We start from the raw sequence: 25,361 nt of genomic DNA on the forward strand, positions 1-25,361 counted from the left end.
CTTTGTGTTTAACATCTTGCCGTTCTCTCTTCGCAATCGTGAGCATCTGGAGATATCAAAAGCGGTCTTCGAGGAAACCGGCCTGCCATGCCGAATCGCGTTAGATGGCATCGGTGAGAGCCAAGAAATGCGCAAGCAATGGAGGGAAACGCTAGAATGCGCAGAGTTCGCTATCGCAGATCTGTCTCAGATCAGAGATGCTTGTTTGTTTGAGGCTGGTGTAGTCCTTGGTCTTAGAAAGAAGCTATTCCTCTTGGCTCACAAGAGCGCTCCGTCTATTCCGTACGGACTCGATGACGCTCCAATGATTGTCTACCAATCCCGCGCAGATCTGTCACGCGTCGTAAGAGAGCAATGCTGTGCTGAGTATAAACGCAAGGTGTATAACCTTGACCCCGAACTGATTTCCCCTAGTTCTATTTCTAAGAACGGGGGAGGAATCCCAAAGTGGTTTTCTAATGACCCTGACTCTAGAACTGCGTCGAGCAAGCTAGGACTTTCATGTTGGTTGGGTAGCATCGCTCTTGCGCTGGTTCTTTGGTCCGCGTTGGTCTGGGCTGGCTCGTCAGACTCTCCAGCTACTTTCGTTGGTGTAGGCCTTACCGCATTATTCGGATTGGGCGCCCAGACTAGGGAGGTTCGACAGTTCCTTGAATTGAGACTCATAGAGCGAGCGAACAAAATCTTTGGGTTTTCGGTCGGACTCGCTTTTCTGGCGATGATCTCGTTAGTTGCTGCGTACGCGATGAGGCCATAGCACACGCCGGATTTTTGTTATATCAGCCCCCGCTGAATGTCCGCACTTGGCCGATAGCTGAATTACCCAGCATCTCACTCACCACCAGAGGTGCACAAAACTGGTAAGGTTAAGTGCATTTCCGTTACTGCTTACCAAGGATTTGGCATGGCGAATTCCCAACCATTCATTACGTCAATGCGTTTCTACGACGACCACGCTGATCGATTGTTTGACCAGTACCAGTCCCTGAGTTTTGAAAATGCGCATGGTGAATGGCTGCATCAACTTCCTGAGCAGGCTGGTTTAGCACTAGACGTTGGCGCTGGAAGCGGGCGCGATGCTAAAGCCCTTGCAGAGCGCGGTTGGCAGGTAATGGCGGTAGAGCCAGCAGAAAAGCTGAGAACGTTAGGGCAAAAGTATACGCACGAAAGGGATGTCAGTTGGATTGACGATACTTTGCCTGCTTTAAATTGCATCCGTCAGCTTTCACAGCGCTTTCAACTGATTCTGGTATCAGCGGTGTGGATGCATTTACCACCTAATGAACAGCAACGTGCTTTGCGGGTTCTTAGCTCACTGCTTGCGCCGGGTGGGCTTATGGTAATCACCTGCCGTGAAGGACCGGATAGCAATGAGCGTCAGTTTCATTCGGTCAACATGAGCATGTTGGATAGCTGGGCTCGTGATCTGGCGTTACTCCCCTTGCAGGCAAGCCATAGCGACGACCAGCTTGGGCGCCAAAGTGTTGCTTGGCATCTACGTGTGTTCAGGCTGCCTGATGATGGCTCTGGGGCGCTGCCTTCCCTTCGGCATATTATCGTTAATGACGACAAAGCGTCTTCTTACAAGCTCGGTTTGCTACGCACGCTGACACGCCTTGCCGATAGCGCACCTGGCATAGTGATTTCACGAACAGAAGAATGGGTGACGGTACCTCTGGGAGCAGTAGGTCTCTTCTGGATAAAACTGTACCGTCCCTTATTGATAGAGCGTGATTTGCGCCAATCTCCCGGCGAGAAGGGGTATGGTTTCGCTAAGGATGATTTCTATCGCTTAAAGCAACTATCGCCACATGATCTGCGCATTGGCTCAGCCTTTTATGATCCTCAATGTGCTGCCACTATCATGCGAGCAATCCGCGATGCCTGCCAAACAGTTCTGAAGATGCCTGCTCACTTCACCACCTGGCCCGGCAGCCGGCGGCCTGTATTTGATGGAAGTTATCAAGGGCTACGCATCCGCGAACAGGCTGTTCGACTTGATAGCGCCACGCTGGCTTCTTTCGGAACATTTCGTATCCCTACCTCACTATGGGACTCTATGAGCCGCTACGCCTGCTGGATCGAGCCCGCCATTGTTCATGAGTGGGCTCAGTTAATGCAGCGGTATGACGCCACCTACGATCTCGGTACATTGCATCTCGCCTTGCAGTGGCAAGAAAGTCGCCGTGACACACAGCAGGCGCGTCAACTGGTCACTCAACGTTTACATGAACCGGCTCCACTGTCTTGCGTCTGGTCACAAAATGATCTGCACAGGCAAAATTACGCTATCGACCACTGCTTTCCCTGGTCGCGCTGGAACAACAATGATCTATGGAATTTGCTGCCAGCGACAGCAAAAGCCAATCAATCCAAATCGGATCGACTGCCTGCAGCTCAAGTGATGCAAAAGGCTAAACAGGACATTATGCACTGGTGGCAATATATCGATGCCAGTACAGTCAGTCAGCAATTTCGTGATGAAGCTGCCGTAGCACTGCCGCTTGCCACGCCAACATCTTCTCTGGATGTAATTTTTAACAGCGCATTACTACAACGCCAACGCTTGAAGGCGAATCAGCAACTTGCGGAATGGATGGGGGTGCACTGATAAGCCTGTGCCACACCTTGTGTCAGGTAAGAGCTAAAGGTCATTAGCTTGATGACAGGTATTAGCTCAAATGTTGACGAGCTTGGCACACTGATGACACAGATTTGACACACGCAAAACAAAAGGGCTTACGCGTTAACGTAAGCCCTTGAAATGATGGCGCGCCCGGCAGGATTTGAACCTGCGACCCTCGGCTTCGGAGGCCGATACTCTATCCAACTGAGCTACGGGCGCTTGTGGGTGCGTATCGTAACCGTGCGGGGCGGCTGTGTCCAGCCGCGAAGCGGTTTTGCGGGCTTGTTCAATTGACCCTTTTCCCATCTCTAGTGCATGCTTTGGAAGCACTTCTGCACCTTAGAAAAATCGGGAACACAATAATATGAAAACATTTGCACGTAGCACGCTGGCACTGGGCATCTCACTGGCGCTGGTAAGCGCCGCTAACGCCGCTGATTTTGCTGATATGGACCCCGTCACCCTGCGCCTGGCCCACGTGGTCAACGAGCAGGATGGCTTTCATATCGCCGCCACCAAATTTGAAGAGCTGGTGGAAGAGCGCACCGACGGCAAGGTGGATATCGAGATCTACCCCAATGCCTCATTAGGTGACGAGCGCACGCTGCTGGAAGGCATGCAGATCGGCACCGTCGATATGGGCGTGATTACCAACGGTCCGGTCGCCAACTTCGTTGAAGAGATGGCGGTATTTGAACTGCCGTTCCTGTTCCCTTCCCCGGAAGCCGCTTACGAAGTACTCGATGGCCCGATTGGCCAGGAACTGCTCGATAAGCTTTCTGAAGTGAATCTGAAAGGCATGGCCTACGCCGAGCGCGGCTTCCGCAACCTGACCAACAGCGAGCGGGCGATTAACACGCCGGAAGACCTGGACGGCCTGCGCATCCGCGTGATGGAGAACCCGGTCTACACCGACACCTTCCGCGAGCTGGGCGCCAACGCCATCCCCATGGCGTGGACAGAAGCGCTTACCGCCATGCAACAAGGCACCATCGACGGTCAGGAAAACCCGGTGAACGTAATTCACTCGTTCAACCTGGATGAAACCCAGAACTACATGACCCTTTCCCGCCACACCTACGCCCCGGCGATTTTTGTGATGGGTATGCCCGCCTGGAACCAACTGCCGGAAAACGCCCAAGAGGTACTACTAGCGGCGGCACAGGAAGCCGCAGAGCATGAGCGCCAGGTGAATGCAGAGATGGAAAGCGAACAGCTGCAGGCCCTGCGCGATGCAGGCATGGAGATCAACGACAATCCGGATATGGAAGCCTTCCAAGCCGCCGTGGCGCCGGTGTATGAGAAGTACGGCGAGCAGTTCGGTGATTACCTGCCGCGCATCCAGGAGGCGCTCAAGTAAGTGACCACCACGACTCAACCGCTGTTAAAGCTGCTGCGTCGAATCGAGCACGGGCTGGATGCCATCATCCAGCCCGTGGTCTTTGCGGGCATGGCGGCGCTGATTGGGGTGATTACCCTGCAGATTGTCTCCCGGGTGCTGTTCACTGCGGTGGGCTGGACCGAAGAGGTCGCCCGCTTTCTGCTGGTATGGATCACCTTTTTGGCCGGCACGCTGGCGTTTCAACGCGGGCGGCACATTGCCGTGACCTTTGCGGTAGATGCCCTACCCGGTCGCCTGCGCCAAATCGCCCGCATTGCCGCCCTGCTGATCGTGCTGGCGTTTATGATCGCACTGATCGTGATCGGCTACCGCTATATGCAGGTGCAGAGCTTTCAAAAATCCGCCTCGCTGCGGCTGTCGATGACCTACGTCTACGCGGTGATGCCGATCTGCGCGGCGATCATGGCGTGGTATGCGCTGGTCGATATCATTGAACTGCTGCTAGGCGACGAGACGACCCACACCCAGGAGGAGCCGCTATGACGCTGCTGCTGTTTGGGCTGTTCTTCCTGTTTATGCTGCTGGGCGTGCCGATTGCCTTTGCGATTGGCGCCAGCACGCTTTATGCCCTGCACCAATCCGGCGTGCCGCTAATGGTGGTCACCCAGCAGATGTTCCAGGGCATCAACTCCTTCGCCCTGGTCGCCATCCCCATGTTTATCCTGGCCGGAGATTTAATGGCTCAGGGTAAGGTGAGCGAAAAGCTGGTCAGCTTTGCCGATTCGTTAGTGGGCTTTATGCGCGGCGGGCTGTCGGTGGTCTCGGTGATGGCGGGCATGTTCTTTGCGGCGATTTCCGGCTCTGGCGCCGCGACCACGGCGGCGGTGGGCTCAAGCCTGGTGCCGGAGCTCAAGCGCAAAGGCTACGACCCGGCTTCAGCGGCCAGCTTGATCGCCGCCAGCGGCACGATAGGGGTGGTGATCCCGCCCTCGGTGCCGATGATCATCTACGCGGTGATCGCCCAGCAGTCCGTCTCCAAGCTGTTTTTAAACGGCTTTTTGCCGGGGCTGGCGATGGGGTTAGGGTTGATGGCCATTGCGATTGCCCAGGCCTACAAGCGCCAATACCCCAAGGGCACACCGCTGTCGCTAGCAACCATCTGGCATACCTTTAAAGACGCCAGCTGGGGGCTGATGACCCCGGTGATTATCCTCGGCGGTATCTTCTCGGGGATATTCACGCCATCAGAAGCGGCAGTAGTGGCGGTGAACTACGCCATGCTGGTGTCGCTGTTCGTGTACCGCGACCTAACCCTGCCGCAGGCTTATAAGCTGCTGATCCGTTCGGCGATGACTACTGCGGTGATTATGCTGGTGATTGCCATGTCGGCGGTGCTGAGCTGGACGCTCTCAAGCTGGCAGGTGCCGGGGGCAATTGCCCAGGCGGTGCTGTCGCTCTCTACCAACCCTTACGTGATTATGCTGCTGATCGTGGGGATTATTCTGCTCACCGGGGTGTTTATCGAAACCGCCAGTGCGCTGATTATTCTCACTCCGGTGCTGCTGCCGCTGGTGCTGCAGTTGGGGATTGATCCGATCCACTTTGGTTTGATTATCGTGGTGGGGCTTTCCATCGGCATGATTACCCCACCGGTGGCGATTAATCTGTATGTGGCGTCCTCGATTACTCAGCTGCCGCTAGAGCGCATTACGCGGGCGATCATTCCTTATCTGCTGGGGCTGATTGGCGTGCTGCTATTAGTGGTTTACGTGCCGATCTGGATGGGCTGGTCCGGCAATTAACTACGGCCAGCGTCATCTGCTCTGGCGTTAACGCAACGGAGCTTGCCATTGGCAAGCCCCATTTTTGCTTTATACGCAGCTATTTAGCTAAAAAATGCTGGTTTCATAACCTGGGTTAAGGTTATGACAAGCAGATACGTTCAAGGTGGAGGGGTGGTGGCCAAGGATGGCCCGTTTTAAGCAAGTCGCTTAACCACGATCTTCGGTTGCCCTGACCTATTTACCGCCTGGTCAGGGCGACCTTTTTGCTTTAGGGCTCCCCGTTAAGAACGCCTTTTTGCAGCCGTCATTTCTACCCCGCCCGTTAAATCCTGACTTCTTCGCTATTCGCCCTTGTTACTTGCTAACGCCATCAGCGTATCATGCTCCAAGTGAATAAGGAGAATAGCCAGCATGGATCGAAAATACTCATTTTTAAGCGCTGTCTTGCTCCTGCTCCCTAGGCTAGCTCACTTTTCTTGGCGGGTATTGCGTAACTTCCTAAAAAATCACGGTATCCTGCTGGCAGGCGGGGTGGGCTACAATATTTTGCTCTCCATCGTGCCGCTTTTTGCCGTGCTCGTGGTGTTCTTAACGCAGGTCGTTGATCAGCAGCACCTTCTCAATGTGCTCGCCATTCAGGCCCGCCATATGGCGCCCGCCCACGCGGAAGTGCTGCTCGAGGCTGTGCGCAGCCTGCTCGATTCACGAGATGTGATCGGCATTCTGAGCTTCCCCGTGCTACTACTGTTCAGCTCCTTTGCCTTTCGCATGCTTGAAGACGCCCTGGCGATCATTTTCCATGCGCCGGAGAGCCCGCACATCAAGCGAAGACTATGGGTCTCGGTGATGCTGCCATATGCGTTTATGGTGGTACTCGGGGCAGGGCTGATGGTTCTCACCCTGGTGGTTACCCTGGCCAGTTCGCTCAATACGTTGGTATTTTTACTGTTTGCACGCGAACTCCCGTTGGCGAGTTTTTCTGAACCTGTGCTCAACCTGACCAGTTTTATTGGCGTTTTTCTTATGTTCAGCGCTATCTATAAAGTGCTTCCAGTGGTGCGCATTGCCATACGCCGAGCAGTGGTGGGCGGGTTCGTGGCGGCGCTGCTTTGGGAGGGCGTCAGGCTGTTACTGGTCTACTATTTTGCCAATCTTTCGTTCGTTAACGCCGTTTATGGCTCCCTGGCAGCGCTGGTCATCGTGCTGATTAGTTTGGAGGTAGGCGCCATCATTTTGCTACTGGGCGCCCAGGTGATTGCCGAACTAGAGCGCAATTCGCGCCTGGGCATGCCGTGGTATGTCGATCCGAATCGCCAACCTATTACACGGGTTGAATGAGCAACTAGGGCGTGGCTAAGCTAGTCTTAAAACGCTTATTGCACACAATGATAAAGAGGTGAAACGATGACGTTGTTCGATCTAACAGGCCGCACGGCGCTAATTACCGGTTCCTCTGGCGGGTTAGGGCTCGCGATGGCGCGTGGGCTGGCGCAGTCAGGTGCTCAAGTCATAATTCATGGGCGTAATCAGGACAAACTTGAAGCGGCCCGCGAAGCGCTCTCCACTGAAGGGCACAAGGTGCTCGCAACGTCGTTCGATGTTACCGACGAAGCCGCGATTGAGCAGGCCCTTGAAGCGCTAAACGACGATGGAATCGATATCGACATCCTGGTCAATAATGCAGGCGTGCAACTGCGCCGCCCTTTGCTTGAGGTCGAAATCGACCAGTGGGATAAGGTCATCAACACTAACTTGACCAGCACCTTCCTGCTCGGTCGCAATGTTGCTCGCCAGATGATTGCGCGCGGCAAGGGCGGCAAAATCATTAATATTGGATCGTTAATGAGTTCCGTCGCACGACCCACGGTGGGCGCTTATACGGCCTCTAAAGGCGGTGTACGTTTATTGACCCAATCCATGGCTGCGGAGTGGGCGGAACATGACATTCAGACTAATGCCATCGGCCCTGGCTACATGATGACGGAAATGACTCAGCCGTTGGTCGACGACCCGAAATTTAATGGCTGGCTGATTAACCGCACACCTGCCAAGCGCTGGGGAGTGCCTGAGGATCTGGTGGGAACCGTGGTCTACCTCGCCTCGCCAGCATCGAACTATGTTAACGGCCAAATCATTTACGTCGACGGTGGCATGTTGGCGGTTATTTAAACTGGTCGTTATTCAAAACAGCTTAACCAGACGTCTTCAGTGGGGCTGTGATCAAGATCGCGACTCATCTATCGATCTTGATCACAATGAGCCCCTTAGGCAGAAGCCGTCGTTCCTGCCTGCGGGCGTCTCTCCTCTAGCATCCCTTTATCGAGAATAAAGCGGATGATCTCTTCCAGCCCTACGCCGTCATAAAGATTGGTAAATACAAAGGGCCGTTCGCCGCGCATTTTCTTCGAGTCCCGCGCCATGATGTCGAGCGATGCATGCACCTGCTCTGCGATATCCATTTTGTTAATAATCAGAAGATCCGACTTGGTGATGCCGGGGCCGCCTTTGCGGGGGATTTTGTCGCCGGCGGAAACGTCGATCACGTAGAGCGTCAGGTCGGAAAGCTCGGGGCTGAAGGTGGCCGAGAGGTTGTCACCGCCTGACTCCACCATGACGAGCTCCAGCTTCGGGTGACGGGCCTGTAGCTCATCAATGGCTGCCAGGTTCATCGACGCGTCTTCGCGAATGGCCGTATGCGGGCAGCCGCCGGTCTCTACGCCGAGAATACGGTCAGCCGGCAGGGCATCGTGCTTGAGCAGAAAGTCCGCATCTTCACGGGTGTAGATATCGTTGGTGACCACGGCGATATCGTAATAATCCCGCAGCGCTAAACAGAGCTGCTTGAGCAGCGCGGTTTTGCCGGAGCCTACCGGGCCGCCCACGCCAATACGTAAACAGTGTGTCATTGATCTCTCCTAAATAGATAAGCTGTTTAATTTTGAGGCTGTTAACTTCTAAGCTATTTAACTTCTAAACAGTCGTGAATATTGGGTTTCATGCAACGCACTGGCTAGGGCTAAACCGGGTAGCACGGGGCCTAGCTCGTCGTCCTCAAGCGTTAGCGCCTGATTAACGGCATTCACTAGTGCTGGGCGCAGCTGTTCAATCACCCGTTGGGCGGCGGTGTGGCCAAGGGGCAGCGCTTTACAGGCAACCGCCAGTTGGTTCTCCAGCCATGCCCAGGCGAAGCCCAGCAGCGTTTGACGAACGGTTACGCCGCGAGTGTGCGCCGTATAGGCAAATAGCGTTACATAGCCTGCATGACTCGGCAATAAAGACGATAGTGAGTGCTCACTTGGCATTAAATCTAAACTGCCTAACAAGCGCTTAAGCGAGGCGCCCAGGCGGCTATCCTCAGCGGCTAACTCAGCGGTTTCTCGGGTGGCGGCCAGCCACTCATCCCACTCGGCTATTGTTGCACTGGCGGCGTCACGGTCTGATTGTCCGAAGGCGTGATGCAACCTTGCCAGCACCGGCAGCTCACAGCGGGTTAGGCCATCTTCCAGCACGCCATTCAGCCACTCTGCAAGGCTCGCTTCGTCGCGCACCCAGTCCAGCTCAAAGGCACTTTCTAACCCTTGCGAGAAGGCAAAAGCGCCAATCGGCAGCGCGGGGCTGACCAACTGCATTAAGCCTAGCAGCGCCAGCTCATCGCTTTGGCTATTTTGCGCGGTTACATCAGTGGGCATGGTGATGCTCATGCGAGTGGTCGTGGTCGTGGTCGTGGTCGTGGTCGTGGTCGTGGTCGTGGTCGTGGTCGTGGTCGTGGTCGTGAGAATGACCGTGCCCGTGCGAATGTCCATGTGAATGCCCACCGCCGCCTACTTGGTTATAGGCGCCCGGCTCCGGGTCGAAGGTATCCTCATGGTGCTCCAGTTCGGCACCCAACAGCACGGCAAGCTCTTCCAGCACGTGATCAGGTGGGAAGCGTACCCAGGCTCCCTTGTCGTCTTCCCCCAGCGCCAGTTGAACGTGGCGATTGCCTAAGTGGTAGGCGAGCCGCGCCAGCGGTAAGCCAGTACTCACTCGCGCAGTAACCACCGGCTCAACTGCCGCACATACGCGCACAACTTCGCCACTTTCGGCTTTTAAGCCTTCGCCGCTGCGCAGTACCGGGCCGCGATCAAGAAATAGGCCCAGCTCGCGACCGCTATCGCTTTGGGCTTTTAAGCGCCCACGAATGCGTAGCTCAAAGGGCAGCGTGAGTGTGTCGCTGGCGGCGCCTTCCTCTATCGGCCCTAAGCGTTCAATGAGTTTCAGCATTGTTATCGTCCCGTTGAAATTTTCCGCGGCCTAGCCGGGGCAGCCCTGCGTGAGGGCGCTGTAAATACATCCTTGTAAGCTACTTTTGCCATCCATGGCAAAAGACCCTCACTCCGGGCTACCCCGGCTAATCTGGGTGTGGAGGTTGTAGTCCCATTTGTTTAGAACAAGTGATACCGCTGCGCCAGCGGCAGCTCGGTAGCAGGCTCGCAGGTTAAAATTTCGCCATCGCAGCGCACTTCATAGGTCTGCGGGTCGACGGTCAAATCGGGGCAGGCATCATTGAGCTTCATATCCTGCTTGCGCACCTGGCGCACATTTTTACACGCGGCTAGTTCGCTATTTAGCCCCAGTGCCTCTTTAATGCCCGCGTCTAACGCAGCCTGACTGACAAAACTGAGCCGGGTTTGGCTGGCCGCACGGCCGAAAGCACCAAACATATAGCGATAGTGCACCGGCTGGGGGGTGGGAATCGAGGCGTTGGGGTCACCCATGGGCGCCGCTGCAATCATCCCGCCTTTGATCATCATGGCCGGTTTAACGCCGAAAAAGGCCGGCTTCCACAGCACCAGATCCGCCAGCTTACCCACTTCGATAGAGCCCACTTCATGGGCGATACCATGAGTGATCGCCGGGTTAATGGTGTACTTGGCGATATAGCGCTTAGCGCGAAAGTTATCGGCGCCCAGGGCTTCGTCTTCCGGCAGCAGGCCGCGCTGCACCTTCATTTTATGCGCGGTTTGCCAGGTGCGGCAGACTACTTCGCCCACCCGCCCCATGGCTTGTGAATCTGAGGCAATCATCGAGATCACGCCGAGATCGTGGAGAATATCCTCAGCGGCAATGGTTTCGCGGCGGATGCGTGAGTCAGCAAAGGCGACGTCTTCAGGAATATTGGGATCAAGGTGGTGGCACACCATCAACATATCGAGGTGTTCGTCGATAGTGTTGACCGTATAGGGTCGGGTCGGGTTGGTGGACGACGGCAATACGTAAGCTTTCGAGCAGGCGGTGAGGATATCCGGGGCGTGGCCACCGCCCGCACCTTCGGTGTGGTAGGTGTGAATGCAGCGCTCTTTGAACGCGGCTAAAGTATCTTCCACAAAGCCTGACTCGTTTAGGGTATCGGTGTGGATCGCCACCTGGACATCGTACTCATCCGCCACATTCAGACAGTTATTGATCGACGCGGGCGTGGTGCCCCAGTCTTCGTGCAGCTTGAGGCCCATAGCACCCGCTTTGAGCTGAAGCTCAAGGGATTCAGGCAGGCTGGCGTTACCTTTACCCAGAAAGCCGATGTTCATGGGCATATCATCCACCGCTTGCAGCATTTTGCCGATGTGCCACGGGCCGGGGGTGCAGGTGGTGGCATTGGTGCCGGTAGCCGGGCCGGTGCCGCCGCCGAGCATGGTGGTCACACCGCTCATCAGCGCTTCTTCGATCTGCTGGGGGCAGATAAAGTGGATATGGGAATCGATGCCGCCTGCAGTCAGTATTTTCCCTTCGCCGGAAATGATTTCAGTGCCGGGGCCAATGACGATCTCAACGTCAGGCTGAACGTCTGGGTTGCCCGCCTTGCCAATCGCGGCGATGCGGCCGTTCTGAATACCGACATCGGCTTTGACGATACCCCACCAGTCCAGAATCAGCGCGTTGGTGATGACGGTATCCATCACCGTGTCGTCAGCGAGCTGGCTTTGGCCCATGCCATCGCGGATGACTTTGCCGCCGCCGAACTTTACTTCATCGCCGTAGTGGGTGGCGTCTTTTTCGACTTCAATCCAAAGCTCGGTATCGCCCAGGCGCACGCGGTCGCCCACCGTGGGGCCGTACATATCGGCGTAGGCTTGCCGACTGATTTTATTAACCGGTTTCATTGTTTACCTCCGTCGAGCGCGCCCATGACATCACCGCGGAAGCCATAAATTTCCCGCTTGCCCACAAAGGGAATCAGCGTGACTTCGCGGGTTTGGCCAGGCTCAAAGCGAAACGCCGTGCCAGCGGCCACATCCAAGCGGTAACCGCGGGCTTTGTCACGGTCAAAGGTCAATGCGGGATTGGCTTCGGCAAAGTGGTAGTGGGAACCGATCTGAATCGGCCGGTCGCCGGTATTCGCCACTTCGACGTTAATCCGCTCACGCCCCACGCACAGCTCAATATCACCGTCTTTTAACTGATACTCACCGGGAATCATCTGCTTGCTCCTGTGTTCAATCGCCCTTCACACAATAGGCGTATGTACCGTGACCAGCTTGGTGCCGTCGGGGAACGTGGCTTCCACCTGCACTTCGTCGACCATTTCGGCGACGCCCTCCATCACATCCTCACGGCTGAGAATCTCGCGGCCATAACTCATCAGATCGGCCACACTGCGGCCATCCCGGGCGCCTTCCATAATCTCGAAGCTGATCAGCGCAACCGCTTCGGGGTAGTTGAGCTTCAATCCGCGCGCTTTGCGGCGCTCTGCCAGCTGGGCTGCTGAGAACAGTAGCAGCTTGTCTTTGTCTCTCGGGGTTAATTCCATCGATGTCTCTCCACAAAAACTAGCCCACATGCAATCAGGGCAATCGTGTCTATTAGGTTAGCCAAATTCGCGGTGTATGCGCGGCGCGGTCGATCCACAGGGGCCGCAAAATATGCCAAGCCTGTTCGCATAGCGCCCAAGCCTCATTGCGCGAGTTGCCTAAGTAGCGCAGCAGCAGTACACCATGTCGCACAGTAGCTGCCCAACGGGGGTTATCCGGGAGCGCTTCACGCAAGGCTTCAATAGCCGCAGGCGCGTCAGAGATGCCTACCGCCCAGAGCGTGGCCTGCACCGTGGCGCCACCCTGCCCCCAGCGCCCAGCAAAGCGGGGGTGTAGTGGGTCTAACGGTTGGCGCTCTAACCACAGTGGCTTGCCGTCCAGGGTTAAGCGAAAGTGTTGCTCAATGCGTCCGGAAATATAGGGTAAGTCGCTGGCGGGGCGGCCCAGCGCCATTACTTCCCAGCCCAGGCAGCGGGCGCTGCCGTGAAGATCAATCTGGGTGCGCTGCTCGCCCTTGGAACCATCAAAAGCGATGGTCTCCTGGGGTAGCCATTCAAGTGTCGCGCCATCTTCAACGCTCAACCGGGTGTGCTGCGTCCAGGCTACGCCCTGGCTGTCGGCTTTATAGAGTTTATTGGCAGCTGGGGTCGTCAGTAGCGCATGGGCACCGCTCTCTACATGGGCACTAATGGTAAGCGCATCGCCGCTGACTAGCCCGCCCGGCGGGTGAAGCACATAAACATGGCAAGCCTCACTACGCCCTTCCGGATAGAAAGGGCGCTGCACCCGCAGTGGCCCATGATGACGCGCCTGCACCATGCGCGTTGCGCCGTCGCGTTGGGCAAATGTCAATGCTATTGACGCCGCCCAGTGTCGGCCTTGATCAAAGCGGTGTCCGGAGGCCACATGCGGTTTTGCGATATCGCTCAGAATCATGGGGTGCTATCGCTTCCTTTTCGGTTAGCCTTTAGTTAAGTAGTGCAAATAATGCGCCAAAATGGTGAAAAGCATCATCCGACCCTATTTCCTAGAGATAGATAGCTTTTTTCGGGCTGTACAAACAGGAAAATGCACCAAAAAGTAAGCTGAAAAATACAAACCGCACCAAATTGGCGCACTGCCATTCACTTGCTTGACAGGTTGAGCGAGCCCCTTAAATACCATATGATACATCATTGAAGTATCAAATGAGGGTTTCGTTATGGATATCCACTTCAAGCAATATCAGCCCCCAAAGGCCTTGGCATCCGGGTTCTGGCAACAGATCGGCCTGCCTGCCCGTGGCCGCAAGCTGCATGAATTATTGCATGAAGGAGTGGAGTATCGAGTTTACCCACAGCTTGCCAAGGTATCAGGTATTGAGCAGAAGGCGCTGGCGGGCTATGTGGATATTCCCTCTGCCACACTGAGCCGCCGCGCCAAGTCGGGCCGTTTCAAGATGGCAGAAAGCGATCGGCTGTATCGCTTTGCTGAGCTTTTCAAGGCGGCGCTGGATCTGTTCGAGGGAGATGCGGAGGGTGCTCGCGCCTGGCTGCTCAAGCCCAATGCCGGGCTAGGCGGGCGGCGCCCCGTCGAAATGAGCGCTACCTCGGCGGAGTATCAAACGGTACTGAACCTGATTGGGCGGTTGGAGCACGGGGTCTCGGTATGAGCGAGGTCACCGCCTATCGGCTGGTTAAGCGTAAGTTTCAGGAAACAGCGTTTGATGGCGAGGGCGCACGGCTTTATGGCGGGCGCTGGAACAGTCCCGGTAACGCCTGTGTGTATGTGGCAAGCTCCGAGTCGTTGGCGCTGCTGGAAATCATGGTGCATCTGGAGAGCTATCGGCTGCTCAACGCCTATGCGCTGCTGAGCCTGACGCTGCAAGCGGAGAGTATTTTAAGCGTTGGTGTAGAAGATCTGCCGGATCACTGGCAGGAAGCGCCAGCGCCTGCAGAAACGGCTGATTTAGGCGATGGTTGGCTGGCATCCGGCCAGAGTTTGGCTCTGGCGCTCCCCAGTGTGGTGGTGCCAAGAGAGCTTAACTACATGCTCAACCCAGCACACCCCTTATTCGAGCAAGCCATTGCCACAGCCGAGGAACTGCCGTTCCAACCCGATCCACGGCTGTAAACCGGGTGTGGATAACTTAAACCGTCAGATGCTGCTTGATCAGCTCATTGGAGAGCTCGCTGATCTCGCCTTTAGCCACCGGTCGGCCGCGATCCATAATTACAAAGCGGTCGGCGTACTTACGGGCGAAGGGCAGCTTCTGTTCCACTTGATCGTTGGAGAGAAACAGCGAGGCATGCGGGTCTTCCAGCATCACTCGATAAAAGTGGTCAGCAAAGCGTTCGCAGTGACTCTACACCAATGTCTCTACTGCTTGCCGCAACGGCTTAGGCGTGCGCTCCAAAAGCGCTTGCCACTCGGTGGCGAGCTGATGTTTATCTTTATAGCGCATACCCACCTGCTTATTATCCATCAAAAGCCGATATTACACGCCAAGCAGTGTCGTCAACCGAACACAGAGCAGGATTTTAGTGAATATGCCCACCAAAATAGTGGGCTATTAAGTGAAATAATCGATATAAAATATTGAATTTTACTTATAATCTTTGAAAAGCCTTATCTCTAATTTCTATTAACGCTTTTCCTATAAAGCGTCGTTCTCAGATAATCATCCGTCACTAAGAAGTCGGGCTCTCTCCCGGTATGAGCACGGGTAAGAGGTACAATTTTGGTGCGCACCCCCATTCCCCGGTAATCGACATAGCCATAATCCCGCAGGACTTCCATGATCAGTGGGTTTCGGGGTGAACGCTGCCCCGCTTTCATTTTTTCAATAGACATGGAGTTGGGAAGCGCACCAGGGCTAATGACTTCTAAACGATCTCTATAGCTACCGACCTCTATTTCAACGAAGCGTGTCCAATCTCTATGTGCTAAGGCATTGACGAAGACCTCACGTATCACCTCAAGCGGGTAAAACCACTCGGTTTCTCTGCGTAAGCCCGCATCCACTGAATCGGATTCTTGGCTAATAAAAGGGCTAATGGTGTCGATAAAACGCTCCACAATGCCACCATCCACTAAGGTTTTTCCGGCATCAGTGACATCCCAGCGTCCCACCATGGGGCCGTCCAGGAGTTCGTCGAGCTCTGCCCGATACGTTTTATCCGTGCCATCAAAAGCGAAAAGACGCAGCCCGGCTTGTTTCAGATGGCGGCGTGGGCTCTTACCAAACAGCACAAGCCCAGCGATGGTGCAGCATATACTTCCCGCCGCTTCAGTTAGAAAACCAAGCCCCAGCAGCCTGGTTTGCCATTCATCGGGAGTTGCGGGTATCTCAGGGTCGCGCAGAATGTCTCTTAGGTAATTCATCAACCGTGCGTCATCAAGCGAGCTCATATCAGTACGCGGCACTGGCATTACTTCGGCATGCAACATGCCACCTAGTTCAAATAGGCGCATTTGCTGCTCGCGCGTTGCCAAACGTGAAGTTGACCCCACACGGATATATATCTCTTCTTTACCTCGATCCCGAACCACATAGGGCTTAGAAATACCTTGGGGAAAGCTGATTACCACCACTTTATGCTCGTCCAGCTTAATCTCTTGATAAAATGGCAATAACATAGGGTGAATCTTACTCTGAATGATATTCATCACCCACTCTTCAAGGTTGCTTCGCTGGACCCCACTCACAGAGCCATCATCATCCACGCCTAATAGAACCATGCCACCCTGAAAGTTCAGCATGGCTACAATTTCCTTGGCGAGCTGCTCTGGTCGGAGATCGTCACGTTTAAACTCAACACCAGAGTTTTCTCCGTTGGCAATAACTTCTAAAAGCTCCGTTTTTAACATATGTAAACCACTCCCACTTTCTACACGCTTTATCTTTCAAACAACTATATTTTTACACAACTAATTGAAACCATATTTCTCACGACGTTGATTGAAAGCAACCTCGCCGCCTTCCAGAATGTCAGCAGTTAGATGTTGAATATTGGGTAGATCAATAGCTCCTTGATGTTCTGGGAGGATGTGCCCTTTTCTATCTTCAACTGTCAGCACCCCAATCCATTCAGCATCGCCAAATACCGGTATATTGGCATTGTGAGTAGCAAACAGAAATTGGCGTGCCAATTTGGCGTTGCGAAGCTCAGTGACAATCCGCTCAGCGATAAAGGCGTTGTCTAGATTATCCTCTGGCTGGTCAAGGATAAGCGGATCATGGTTATCTAATAACAACAGATGCAGTACAGCGGTGCACTGTTGACCTGTCGATAGCTCGTCGATCTTGCGAAATAGTGGTTCTTGAGTGCCGTGGGTCACGTTCAGCTCTATTTCCATGATATCCGGCAGAGCAAGTGTCTCCATCTCCAGCAGCTTACGTTCTGGCAAATGACACAGCGCGCTTATCACCAAGGGGCTGATGCCCCAATCTGTTTCTCGCAATGCGTCTTCACCTAAACGGATGCGCTCTGCCAGTGCCGCTGGGGAAAAATCACCATCAGTTACCCAAGATAAGCGCTTTGGGCCAACACTTTCTAAACGGCAATCTACTAAAAAGGTTAATAACGGTTGCCGATCACCTTCGTTTTTCAATTTGAGATGAACCTTTTTACCCAACCGCTTAATGAGTCGCTTTACCGACCTCTGCATAGCACTTGCTCGGGCGCTGGTTGCCTCGGACAACTCAAACAGCAACTTTTTCCGCAGACGGTATAGCTCTTCGATGTGCGCTTGCCGCGACTGCAACAGGGTTTGTTTGGGTTTAATATTCTCAATTTGTCTCAGTAGTGATTGGTACTCAGCACCAATTTGACGTCCGGTTTTCCCCTGGCTAGCAGGAATGTCTTTGAATGCATTCTCCAGGGTTAGCTCCTCCGCCGCAATCAATGCCTGGAGCGATTCCTGAAGATGAATTAACTGGGCGCTAGTCTGCTGCTGAGCTTCGGTGAGGTGTTTGAGCACCTCTTGAGCTTTTACCGTTAGCCCGTCTAAGGCGCTTCGCTGGCTGCGCAGTAAATCTGCATGCGGTAATGCCTCTAGCGCGGCGTCACTGAGAAAGGCTGTATCGGGTAGAGAGTCCTGGAGGGTGTCAATGGCTTCCTGGAGACGACTAACCTCTTCACTACTGCGACTACTTAGCTGTTTCTCTTTCTCCAGTTTAGGAATAACTTTTAGCTTTTCGTCCAAGCCAAGCTCGCGGAACTGCTTCGCTTGATCCTGCAGCTTTGGCAGACGCTCTACATCCTCTTCGATTTCGTTCTTTTGTTGTAGGGCTTTAATAACAGAGTCGCTATTCTCTTTTAAGCGATGTAGAACATTAGCAATCACATCGTCATACGCTGCGTGATCACTTTCCAAAAATCGCTCTACCAGTTGATGACGGCTTTGAGGATCATGCGTCATCTCATAGATCTCATTCTGGCCAAATAATTCTATTCTTGGAAGCAAATCACGGGGACGATAGGGGGAGACATTGCCGCCTTCATCCAACACAACGGGTTGGTCGCCGTATTTACGACTAATCTTGAAGCGACGTCCATGCATAGCGGCAGACCGTACCATCAATTCAACTCTACCTCGCTCCACTCCTAAATTAGCTTTCACCACATCGTCATGCTGCTTTTTAGCTGCTGTTCCAAATGGCTGAAGATCTAAGGCAAACCGAATGCACTCGATCAGCGTAGACTTTCCGGTTCCCCTTCCACCAATCAAAGCATTTAAATGGTCAGAGAACTCTATATCCACACCATCAAGATAGCCGCCTACAAAATAAACGCGCTCAAGGGCTGAAGAGTAGTTTTCAGGCTTGTCAGAATTGAGGCGAACGCGGGATTCAGGATCTTTAAATGCCTGTTTAAACGATACAAAACAAGGCTTGGTCATTTTGATAAGACATGAAGCCCCATCGGCTTTAATTTCTTCTGGTTTTGAGACATCAGCCGCATTAATAGCGGCGATCGGGTGTTCACGGCGATAGTTGGGATCTTTATTGAGAAAAACTTTGCGATAAAAATCACTTTCTACGCCTCTTAAGTCCTCAATAGGCCCTGGGATTTGTGCCGCGCGCAACTCTTTGTGCTGCCACACATGGTTCATCTGGCCTATCTTTAACACCCCATTGTCATTGGTACAGTGAGCAGCAAAGATAAAGCCATCTTGCTGCTCCACTTCATCAATCAATTGTTCGGCGCTCAACCGAGATGGGCAAATTCCGTCCTGTGGGTCCAGTAATCTTAGGCTACCCAGTACGCGCTCTAACTCTTGGGAACTTTTATTTTCATCAAATAGGCAGACGAAATGAATTTTCTCGCTAGAAGCAATTTCAAAGCCCGGAAACACAACGATACCGTGTTCCATAAATAAGCGGCGCAGTTTATCTACCGCATCGACTGAGCCGTGATCGGCTAGCCCAATGATCTCAATACCAGCTTCAAGTGCCGCTTCTAACAGTTGCTGGTTATAGTCATCTTCACTAATGGTTTGCTGCTGCCCTCGGTATTTAATGTAACCGGCAGGGTTGACCTGTAAAGCACACTTAAAAAAGCGCGCTTTGGTATATGTCTTTTCGTTAACTTTGTTGATATCGCGCATTGATGCACTCCTCCAGCATGAGGCCTCCATGCCTTTATGCCGAGCCAATATATAAATTAGCTAAATCATTTACGAGCATCTTACACGATGACAAGCGCTGGGCATGGTTAGAGAAGACAAAGAGCGAGGCTTAGACAGAAAAAAGGTGGGCGTCGGGGTAAGAGAATTTGCATATAGGTTGGTGATGGCACGCACCCAAAGCTGGCTCACATCCTTATGAGCCAGCGTGTCTTGACAGCGTTTAAACCGTCAGATGCTGCTTGATCAGCTCATTGGAGAGCTCGCTGATCTCGCCTTTAGCCACCGGTCGGCCGCGATCCATAATTACAAAGCGGTCGGCGTACTTACGGGCGAAGGGCAGCTTCTGCTCCACCAAGAGCACCGTTAAGCCGTCTTCGTTGATCAACTGGCGGATTACCTGACCGATTTGGGCGACGATATTGGGCTGAATACCCTCCCCTGGCTCATCAAGAATCAGCAGTTTGGGCTCAATAACCAATGCGCGGCCAATCGCCAATTGCTGCTGTTGCCCACCGGAGAGGTCGCCGCCACGGCGGTTTTTCATCTCTTTAAGTACTGGGAACAGCTCATAGACCCGCTCGGGGATTTTCTTCAGCCCGTCGCTACGGGCGGCAAGGCCGGTGCGCAGGTTCTCTTCCACGGTCAGCAACGGAAAAATCTGCCGCCCTTGTGGCACGTAGCCAATTCCCATGCGGGAACGCGCTTCCACCGCTTTTTTAGTCAGCTCGATCTCGCCTGTCTCGGTGGTGTAACGCAGCTCGCCACTTTTTACCGCCACTTCGCCCATCACGGCTTTCAGCAGCGTGGTTTTACCCACGCCGTTGCGGCCCATCACGCAGGTGCACTGCCCGGCGGGCACGTCAAGATCCAGATCCCAAAGGGTATGGCTTTCGCCGTAAAACTGGTTGAGCTTTTCAATGGCTAGCATTAGGCGGCCTCCTCGTCATCGGCACCTAGGTAGACCTCGATCACTTTGGGGTCGTTGGAGACTTGATCCATGGTGCCTTCCGCCAGCACGCTGCCCTGGTGCAGTACGGTCACCTGGCGAGCAATCGAACGCACGAAACCCATATCATGCTCCACTACCACCACGGACTGTTTACCGGCCAGCCCGGTGAGTAGTTCGGCGGTGCGCTCCATCTCCTGCTCGGTCATGCCCGCCACCGGTTCATCTACTAGCAGCAGGCGCGGGCGCTGCATCAGCAGCATGCCGATTTCCAGCCACTGCTTTTGGCCGTGAGAGAGAATCCCCGCCGGCTGATGGCGCAGCGCGGTTAGGCCGATGGTTTCTAGCACTTCATCAATGCGGTCTTTGATCTCACCGGTCATGCGTGCAGTGAGCGTAGGAAAAATCCGCTTGTCAGCCGCCATGGCCAGTTCCAGGTTTTCAAATACCGACAGCGCTTCAAACACCGTGGGCTTTTGAAACTTGCGACCAATGCCCAGGCTGGCGATATCAGGTTCGTTCATGTGCAGCAAATTATGACGACTACCGAACCACACACTGCCGCTATTGGGGCGGGTTTTGCCGGTGATGATATCCATCATGGTGGTTTTTCCCGCCCCGTTGGGGCCGATAATGCAGCGTAGCTCGCCATCGTTGATGGTTAAGTTGAGGTTATTGATGGCTTTAAACCCATCGAAGCTCACGGTGACATCTTCCATGTAGAGAATCGGCCCGTGGCGAACGTCCACCGGTGAGGCCTGAGGCGCCATAAAATCGAACACCCGGTCACGCTGGGTCAGCGAGTGCAGCAAACTCATGCGGAGGCCTCCTTGGGCGTACTGTTGGGATCAGCGTTCGGGTCAGACGTTGCCGTATCGTCGCGTTTGCGACGCTTGAAATAGCGAAACAGCCCCGCCACCCCTTTAGGCAGAAACACCGTGACCAGTACGAACATTGCCCCTAGCGCAAACAGCCAGGCATCGGGCATTACGCCGGTAAAGATGGTTTTGGCATAGTTGACCAAAATAGCGCCAATCACCGCGCCATAAAGCGTGGCGCGACCGCCCAGGGCTACCCACAGCACAATCTCGATGGAGAAAATCGGCGAGAACTCGCTGGGATTGATAATCCCCACTTGCGGCACGTAAAGCGCCCCCGCCAGACCCGCCAGCATGGCGGAAACCACAAACACAAACAGCTGAAAGCGCTCGACCCGGTAGCCGAGAAAGCGCGTGCGCGCTTCGGCATCGCGAGTGGCCACGCTCACCCGACCCAGCTTGCTGGTGACAATCGCACGGCAGAGAATAAAGCCCAGCGCCAGCGCCACCCCAGTGGCCAGGAACAGCCCTAGGCGTGTGGCGTCGCTGCGTAAATCGAAGCCGACGATCTCGCGGAAGTCGGTCAGGCCGTTATTACCGCCGAAGCCCATCTCGTTGCGGAAGAAGGCCAGCATCAAGGCAAAGGTCAGTGCCTGGGTGATGATTGAAAGATACACCCCGGTGACCCGGGAGCGAAACGCCAGGAAGCCAAACACCAGTGCCAGCAGACCCGGCGCCAGCAGCACCATGGCAAAGGCAAACCAGGCCATATCGAAGCCGTGCCAGAACCACGGCAGGCTGTCCCAGTTTAAGAACACCATAAAGTCGGGCAATACGGGGTTGCCGTAGGTGCCTCGATCACCAATTTGGCGCATTAAATACATGCCCATGGCGTAGCCACCAATGGCGAAGAAGGCGCCGTGGCCCAGGCTCAGAATCCCCAGGTAACCCCACACCAGATCCACCGCCACGGCCAACAGCGCGTAGCTCAGGTATTTACCGAACAGATTGACCGTATAGGCACCAATATGTAACGGGTTGTCCGCAGGCACCGCCACGTGTAGCAGTGTAACCAGTGCCAGCGCGGCTATCAGCACGCCGAGAAAGATCTGCGTGGAGCGTTCGCTGAACGGGCGTGTTAGCCAAAAATTTGTCGATGATTCGGTCGTTAATGACATCGCTTAGCCCTCCGCAGCCCGGCCCTTCTGCGGGAAGAGTCCACGCGGGCGTTTTTGAATGAATAGGATGATAAAGACCAGCACGATAATTTTGGCCAGCACCGCGCCTGCCCAGGGTTCCAGCACCTGGTTGATGACCCCGAGCGATAGACCGGCGACCAGCGTACCCCACAGATTGCCCACACCGCCGAACACCACCACCATAAAGGAGTCGATGATGTAGTTCTGGCCCAGGTTGGGGCCGACATTGGTGAGCTGGGAGAGCGCGACACCAGCAAGACCGGCCACACCAGAGCCCAGTGCAAAGGTCATGATATCCACGCGAGTGGCACGAATACCCATTGAGCGGGCCATGGCGCGGTTCTGGGTAACAGCACGCACCTCAAGCCCTAGCCGCGTGCGGCGCATAATCAGCATCAGGCCAGCAAACACCACCAGCGCAAAGCCGAGTACGTACATACGGTTGAGCGTTAATGAGAGCGCATCGTTCACCACTAGCGAACCGCTCATCCACTCGGGGGTGATGACGGTACGGTTGAGCGGAGAAATTACCGTGCGCACCAGCTGCTGCAGAATCAAGCTGATACCAAAGGTCGCCAGCAGGGTTTCCAGCGGGCGGCCCTTGAGGAACTGAATCACACCGCGCTCGATCGCCACGCCTGCTAGAGCGGCAACCATAAAGCCTGCGGGAATCGATAGAATCAGCGCCAGCCCTGGTTGGCCTGGTAATAGTTGCTGCATCGCCCAAGTGGTGTAGGCGCCCAGCATCATTAGCTCGCCGTGGGCCATATTGATCACGCCCATGACGCCGAAGGTGATCGCCAGGCCAATGGCCGCGAGCACCAGCACCGAGCCAAGGCTCAAGCCGAAATAGAGCGTTTCCAAACCACGATTGATTTTGAGCTGCTGCTCAATGCCAGCCAAAGAGGCCGCTGCGGCGTTAGCGACCACCGGGTCGTCACCATTAGCTGCTCGACTCAGGGCCACACGAGAGCGCGGGTGGAGGCTGCCATCCAGCGCTTCAACGCCCTCCATTTCACCCGCTTCTGCGCGATAAATCGCCACGGCCTGGGTGAGGCGGTAGCGCACTTGGTCGTCTTCTTCCTGCTCAATTAGCTCATTAATAGGTTGCACTAGGTCACTATCTACCTCGCCTAATAGGCGCTCGGCCGATGTGCGGCGGCGCTCAACGTTAGGCGAGTAGAGATCAACCACCGCGATAGCGCTACGCAGTTGATTGCGTAGGTTGTTGTTGATACCAACACGCTCCAGGTCGCGGCGGGACATCTCGCCCAGCGCTTCGCCGGTCAATACATCGGCCACCGGCCAGTCACGGCCGCGGTTCTCGAGTACCAGCACGAACCGGCCATCTTCGGTACGCTGTAAGCGGCCATCCAGCAGGGCCTGCAGCCAATCGCGGGCGCGCTCGTCATCGCTTTGCAAAATCGCGGTAATCGCTTCGCTTTTGGCTGTGTAAGACTCAACGTCCAGCGCCTCTAATAGCTCGAGCGCGGCGGTATCATCGGTACTGCTCGCCGTGGAGTTCGTTTGTGCTTGGGCTGTCACTGTAATGCTCAACAACATTAGACACAGGAGCCCTAAGGAAAGGAAACGCCTCATGGGGTTCTTCCTTCAGTTATTTAAATCAGTTATCTAAAAGGGGGAGGTAGCGTGCTCCCTCGCCACCCGACTCAAGCCAGGTGGCGAGGGATTAGTAGTTACTCAGTAGATGAGTATTTACTCAGCGAGTGCTGCTTCGGCTTCTTCTGCTGCGGTGCTGCCACCACACGAGCCGTTAACGACGTTGAAGTTGCCGCACTCCATCGGCTTGCGCCAATCGGCAATCAGGTCACGCGAGCCAGGCAGGTAGTCAGACCACGCATCGCCCGCCACAGTAGACGGCGTTTGCCAAACGATATCGAACTGACCGTTATCCTGAATCTCACCAATCAGCACCGGCTTGGTGATGTGGTGGTTAGGCATCATGGCCGCATAGCCGCCAGAGAGGTTAGGCACGGTCACACCGATAATGGCGTCTTTCACCGTATCGACGTCCGTAGTGCCCGCTTTGCGAACCGCTTCGGCCCACATATTGAAGCCAATGTAGTGCGCTTCCATCGGGTCGTTGGTGACCGCCATATCGTCGCCGGTGTACTCAATCCAGGCATCGATAAAGTCGTAGTTGTCGTCGTTATCGACGCTCATAAAGTAGTTCCAGGCGGCCAAGTGGCCCACCAGCGGGCCGGTATCAATACCGGTAAGCTCCTGCTCGCCCACAGAGAAGGCGATGACCGGGATATCCGCAGCGTCGATCCCCTGGTTGGAAAGCTCGGTATAGAACGGCACGTTGGCGTCGCCGTTAACCGTCGAGATCACGGCGGTTGGTTTACCCTCTTCACCGAAGCGACGAATCTCCGCTACGATGTTCTGCCAATCGGAGTGACCGAACGGCGTGTAGTTAACCATAATGTCCTCTTCCGCGATGCCGTGCTCATCCTTAAGGAACGCTTCAAGGATGCGGTTGGTGGTACGCGGATAGACATAGTCAGTACCGACTAACGCAAAGCGCTCGATACCCACTTCGTTTATTAGGTATTCAACTGCAGGAATGGCCTGCTGGTTGGGCGCGGCGCCGGTGTAGAAGACGTTTTCAGAAGACTCTTCGCCTTCATACTGCACCGGGTAGAACAACAGACCGTTGAGCTCTTCGACGACCGGCAGCACCGCTTTACGGGAAACCGAGGTCCAGTTGCCGAAAATAACGTCAACTTCTTCTTGGGCCAACAGCTCACGAGCGCGTTCGGCAAACAGCGGCCAGTTAGAGGCGGGGTCAACCACCACGGCTTCTAGCTGGCGTCCCAGCAAGCCACCGGCTTCGTTCTGCTGTTCGATTAGCATTTCGACGGTGTCTTTCAGCACGGTCTCACTGATGGCCATGGTGCCGGAGAGGGAGTGCAGGATACCAACTTTGATGGGGTCATCATCTTGGGCGATGACCTGGGTGCTGGCCCCCATAACAGCGGCAGTCAGAAGAGCGGTTGCCAATCGGCCAGGCGAGCGGCTTGATTGCGCTTGTTTCTGGTAAGAGTGTGTCGAGCGAGTATGAGTATTGTGTTGCAATGTGGTCACTTGAACCTCCTTGCACCCCTTATGTCTGGGGCTTGTGTATTGGCTTCGCATTCGGAGTTGTTGTATTAGCCCCTAATACGTCCACTAGCCAATAACTCTTGCAAGGGGTGCGCCAGATTGGCACAACGTTCGCTTACA

The 25,361-nt window shown here is 54.7% G+C and carries 23 protein-coding genes, 1 tRNA gene and 1 pseudogene; 9 read left to right on the forward strand and 16 right to left on the reverse strand.

Going from position 1 to position 25,361, the window contains the following annotated elements:
- Together MLE19_RS11020 and MLE19_RS11025 are read left to right on the forward strand one after the other, a co-directional pair.
- The coding region (locus MLE19_RS11020; protein WP_240718237.1) for a hypothetical protein at window positions 1-757 on the forward strand (757 nt) is incomplete at its 5' end.
- A gap of 147 nt (window positions 758-904) precedes the next feature.
- Entirely contained in the window at window positions 905-2,611 is a 1,707-nt protein-coding gene (locus MLE19_RS11025) for a methyltransferase domain-containing protein (RefSeq protein ID WP_240718238.1), read from the forward strand.
- Between the two features lie 157 nt (window positions 2,612-2,768).
- Here MLE19_RS11025 and MLE19_RS11030 read toward each other — a convergent pair.
- A tRNA-Arg gene (locus tag MLE19_RS11030) sits at window positions 2,769-2,845 on the reverse strand.
- Window positions 2,846-2,990: 145 nt separating this feature from the next.
- Between MLE19_RS11030 and MLE19_RS11035 the strand changes: the two genes are divergently transcribed.
- The 5 genes from MLE19_RS11035 to MLE19_RS11055 all read left to right on the forward strand — a co-directional run bounded on the left by MLE19_RS11035 (window position 2,991) and on the right by MLE19_RS11055 (window position 7,921).
- A complete protein-coding gene (locus tag MLE19_RS11035; RefSeq protein WP_240718239.1) occupies window positions 2,991-3,986 on the forward strand; it encodes a TRAP transporter substrate-binding protein in 996 nt (331 codons plus the stop codon).
- A complete protein-coding gene (locus MLE19_RS11040; RefSeq protein ID WP_240718240.1) occupies window positions 3,987-4,511 on the forward strand; it encodes a TRAP transporter small permease in 525 nt (174 codons plus the stop codon). It abuts the gene before it with no gap.
- Complete coding sequence (locus MLE19_RS11045; protein WP_240718241.1) at window positions 4,508-5,770, forward strand: TRAP transporter large permease; 1,263 nt, start codon at window positions 4,508-4,510, stop codon at window positions 5,768-5,770. The genes MLE19_RS11040 and MLE19_RS11045 overlap by 4 nt, the downstream gene beginning before the upstream one ends.
- Window positions 5,771-6,163: 393 nt before the next feature.
- Window positions 6,164-7,090: a YihY/virulence factor BrkB family protein gene (locus tag MLE19_RS11050; RefSeq protein ID WP_240718242.1), complete on the forward strand. Its 927-nt coding sequence runs from the start codon at window positions 6,164-6,166 to the stop codon at window positions 7,088-7,090.
- Between the two features lie 66 nt (window positions 7,091-7,156).
- Complete coding sequence (locus MLE19_RS11055) at window positions 7,157-7,921, forward strand: SDR family oxidoreductase (protein ID WP_240718243.1); 765 nt, start codon at window positions 7,157-7,159, stop codon at window positions 7,919-7,921.
- 95 nt (window positions 7,922-8,016) lie between these two features.
- Here the strand turns inward: MLE19_RS11055 and ureG are convergent, their stop codons facing one another.
- The 7 genes from ureG to MLE19_RS11090 all read right to left on the reverse strand — a co-directional run bounded on the left by ureG (window position 8,017) and on the right by MLE19_RS11090 (window position 13,476).
- Window positions 8,017-8,658 carry an urease accessory protein UreG gene (ureG, locus tag MLE19_RS11060; protein WP_240718244.1) on the reverse strand — a complete coding sequence of 214 codons (642 nt, stop codon included), beginning with the start codon at window positions 8,656-8,658 and terminating at the stop codon, window positions 8,017-8,019.
- Between the two features lie 57 nt (window positions 8,659-8,715).
- Window positions 8,716-9,441, reverse strand: coding sequence for an urease accessory protein UreF (locus MLE19_RS11065; protein ID WP_306420913.1), 726 nt, complete (start codon window positions 9,439-9,441; stop codon window positions 8,716-8,718).
- The gene (locus MLE19_RS11070; protein ID WP_240718245.1) at window positions 9,431-10,015 is read right to left on the reverse strand and encodes an urease accessory protein UreE; all 585 of its coding nucleotides are present in this window, start codon (window positions 10,013-10,015) and stop codon (window positions 9,431-9,433) included. Before MLE19_RS11070 ends, MLE19_RS11065 begins: the two co-directional genes overlap by 11 nt.
- Before the next feature lie 161 nt (window positions 10,016-10,176).
- On the reverse strand, window positions 10,177-11,892 hold the full coding sequence (gene ureC / locus MLE19_RS11075) for an urease subunit alpha (protein ID WP_240718246.1): 1,716 nt from the start codon (window positions 11,890-11,892) through the stop codon (window positions 10,177-10,179).
- The gene (locus tag MLE19_RS11080) at window positions 11,889-12,209 is read right to left on the reverse strand and encodes an urease subunit beta (RefSeq protein ID WP_240718247.1); all 321 of its coding nucleotides are present in this window, start codon (window positions 12,207-12,209) and stop codon (window positions 11,889-11,891) included. Before MLE19_RS11080 ends, ureC begins: the two co-directional genes overlap by 4 nt.
- Window positions 12,210-12,236: 27 nt before the next feature.
- The gene (locus tag MLE19_RS11085; RefSeq protein ID WP_088699454.1) at window positions 12,237-12,539 is read right to left on the reverse strand and encodes an urease subunit gamma; all 303 of its coding nucleotides are present in this window, start codon (window positions 12,537-12,539) and stop codon (window positions 12,237-12,239) included.
- A gap of 52 nt (window positions 12,540-12,591) precedes the next feature.
- Window positions 12,592-13,476: an urease accessory protein UreD gene (locus tag MLE19_RS11090; RefSeq protein ID WP_240718248.1), complete on the reverse strand. Its 885-nt coding sequence runs from the start codon at window positions 13,474-13,476 to the stop codon at window positions 12,592-12,594.
- A 265-nt stretch (window positions 13,477-13,741) separates the two neighbouring features.
- Here MLE19_RS11090 and parS point away from each other — a divergent pair, with 265 nt between their 5' ends.
- Both parS and MLE19_RS11100 read left to right on the forward strand, forming a co-directional pair.
- Entirely contained in the window at window positions 13,742-14,191 is a 450-nt protein-coding gene (gene parS, locus MLE19_RS11095) for a type II RES/Xre toxin-antitoxin system antitoxin (RefSeq protein ID WP_240718249.1), read from the forward strand.
- Window positions 14,188-14,652, forward strand: coding sequence for an RES family NAD+ phosphorylase (locus tag MLE19_RS11100; protein WP_240718250.1), 465 nt, complete (start codon window positions 14,188-14,190; stop codon window positions 14,650-14,652). Before parS ends, MLE19_RS11100 begins: the two co-directional genes overlap by 4 nt.
- 16 nt (window positions 14,653-14,668) lie before the next feature.
- Here the strand turns inward: MLE19_RS11100 and MLE19_RS11105 are convergent.
- The 8 genes and pseudogenes from MLE19_RS11105 to urtA form a co-directional block, all read right to left on the reverse strand.
- Window positions 14,669-14,800 (reverse strand): annotated as a pseudogene (locus tag MLE19_RS11105) (ABC transporter ATP-binding protein); the annotation flags it as partial.
- A 353-nt stretch (window positions 14,801-15,153) separates the two neighbouring features.
- A complete protein-coding gene (locus MLE19_RS11110) occupies window positions 15,154-16,389 on the reverse strand; it encodes an RNA-binding domain-containing protein (RefSeq protein WP_240718251.1) in 1,236 nt (411 codons plus the stop codon).
- A 60-nt stretch (window positions 16,390-16,449) separates the two neighbouring features.
- A complete protein-coding gene (locus MLE19_RS11115; RefSeq protein ID WP_240718252.1) occupies window positions 16,450-19,131 on the reverse strand; it encodes a TrlF family AAA-like ATPase in 2,682 nt (893 codons plus the stop codon).
- Window positions 19,132-19,372: 241 nt separating this feature from the next.
- Window positions 19,373-20,080: an urea ABC transporter ATP-binding subunit UrtE gene (gene urtE / locus MLE19_RS11120; RefSeq protein WP_240718253.1), complete on the reverse strand. Its 708-nt coding sequence runs from the start codon at window positions 20,078-20,080 to the stop codon at window positions 19,373-19,375.
- The gene (gene urtD, locus MLE19_RS11125) at window positions 20,080-20,916 is read right to left on the reverse strand and encodes an urea ABC transporter ATP-binding protein UrtD (RefSeq protein ID WP_240718254.1); all 837 of its coding nucleotides are present in this window, start codon (window positions 20,914-20,916) and stop codon (window positions 20,080-20,082) included. Before urtD ends, urtE begins: the two co-directional genes overlap by 1 nt.
- Window positions 20,913-22,094, reverse strand: a complete 1,182-nt coding sequence (gene urtC, locus MLE19_RS11130) for an urea ABC transporter permease subunit UrtC (RefSeq protein ID WP_240718255.1) — start codon at window positions 22,092-22,094, stop codon at window positions 20,913-20,915. The genes urtD and urtC overlap by 4 nt, the downstream gene beginning before the upstream one ends.
- A 3-nt stretch (window positions 22,095-22,097) precedes the next feature.
- Entirely contained in the window at window positions 22,098-23,714 is a 1,617-nt protein-coding gene (gene urtB / locus MLE19_RS11135) for an urea ABC transporter permease subunit UrtB (RefSeq protein ID WP_240718256.1), read from the reverse strand.
- 117 nt (window positions 23,715-23,831) lie between these two features.
- Window positions 23,832-25,223, reverse strand: coding sequence for an urea ABC transporter substrate-binding protein (urtA, locus tag MLE19_RS11140; protein WP_425356810.1), 1,392 nt, complete (start codon window positions 25,221-25,223; stop codon window positions 23,832-23,834).
- Window positions 25,224-25,361 lie beyond the last annotated feature (138 nt).

Origin of the sequence: Vreelandella neptunia (assembly GCF_022489065.1) — a bacterium.
Taxonomy (GTDB): Bacteria; Pseudomonadota; Gammaproteobacteria; order Pseudomonadales; family Halomonadaceae; genus Vreelandella; species Vreelandella neptunia_A.

What these genes read in the sequence shown, in the direction of transcription:
- MLE19_RS11025 (WP_240718238.1), top strand. Translation starts at nt 905, where the DNA reads ATGGCGAATTCCCAACCATTCATTACGTCAATGCGTTTCTACGACGAC.
- MLE19_RS11035 (WP_240718239.1), top strand. Translation starts at nt 2,991, where the DNA reads ATGAAAACATTTGCACGTAGCACGCTGGCACTGGGCATCTCACTGGCG.
- MLE19_RS11045 (WP_240718241.1), top strand. Translation starts at nt 4,508, where the DNA reads ATGACGCTGCTGCTGTTTGGGCTGTTCTTCCTGTTTATGCTGCTGGGC.
- MLE19_RS11050 (WP_240718242.1), top strand. Translation starts at nt 6,164, where the DNA reads ATGGATCGAAAATACTCATTTTTAAGCGCTGTCTTGCTCCTGCTCCCT.
- MLE19_RS11055 (WP_240718243.1), top strand. Translation starts at nt 7,157, where the DNA reads ATGACGTTGTTCGATCTAACAGGCCGCACGGCGCTAATTACCGGTTCC.
- ureG (WP_240718244.1), bottom strand. Translation starts at nt 8,658, where the DNA reads ATGACACACTGTTTACGTATTGGCGTGGGCGGCCCGGTAGGCTCCGGC.
- MLE19_RS11065 (WP_306420913.1), bottom strand. Translation starts at nt 9,441, where the DNA reads ATGCCCACTGATGTAACCGCGCAAAATAGCCAAAGCGATGAGCTGGCG.
- MLE19_RS11070 (WP_240718245.1), bottom strand. Translation starts at nt 10,015, where the DNA reads ATGCTGAAACTCATTGAACGCTTAGGGCCGATAGAGGAAGGCGCCGCC.
- ureC (WP_240718246.1), bottom strand. Translation starts at nt 11,892, where the DNA reads ATGAAACCGGTTAATAAAATCAGTCGGCAAGCCTACGCCGATATGTAC.
- MLE19_RS11080 (WP_240718247.1), bottom strand. Translation starts at nt 12,209, where the DNA reads ATGATTCCCGGTGAGTATCAGTTAAAAGACGGTGATATTGAGCTGTGC.
- MLE19_RS11085 (WP_088699454.1), bottom strand. Translation starts at nt 12,539, where the DNA reads ATGGAATTAACCCCGAGAGACAAAGACAAGCTGCTACTGTTCTCAGCA.
- MLE19_RS11090 (WP_240718248.1), bottom strand. Translation starts at nt 13,476, where the DNA reads ATGATTCTGAGCGATATCGCAAAACCGCATGTGGCCTCCGGACACCGC.
- parS (WP_240718249.1), top strand. Translation starts at nt 13,742, where the DNA reads ATGGATATCCACTTCAAGCAATATCAGCCCCCAAAGGCCTTGGCATCC.
- MLE19_RS11100 (WP_240718250.1), top strand. Translation starts at nt 14,188, where the DNA reads ATGAGCGAGGTCACCGCCTATCGGCTGGTTAAGCGTAAGTTTCAGGAA.
- MLE19_RS11110 (WP_240718251.1), bottom strand. Translation starts at nt 16,389, where the DNA reads ATGTTAAAAACGGAGCTTTTAGAAGTTATTGCCAACGGAGAAAACTCT.
- MLE19_RS11115 (WP_240718252.1), bottom strand. Translation starts at nt 19,131, where the DNA reads ATGCGCGATATCAACAAAGTTAACGAAAAGACATATACCAAAGCGCGC.
- urtE (WP_240718253.1), bottom strand. Translation starts at nt 20,080, where the DNA reads ATGCTAGCCATTGAAAAGCTCAACCAGTTTTACGGCGAAAGCCATACC.
- urtD (WP_240718254.1), bottom strand. Translation starts at nt 20,916, where the DNA reads ATGAGTTTGCTGCACTCGCTGACCCAGCGTGACCGGGTGTTCGATTTT.
- urtC (WP_240718255.1), bottom strand. Translation starts at nt 22,094, where the DNA reads ATGTCATTAACGACCGAATCATCGACAAATTTTTGGCTAACACGCCCG.
- urtB (WP_240718256.1), bottom strand. Translation starts at nt 23,714, where the DNA reads ATGAGGCGTTTCCTTTCCTTAGGGCTCCTGTGTCTAATGTTGTTGAGC.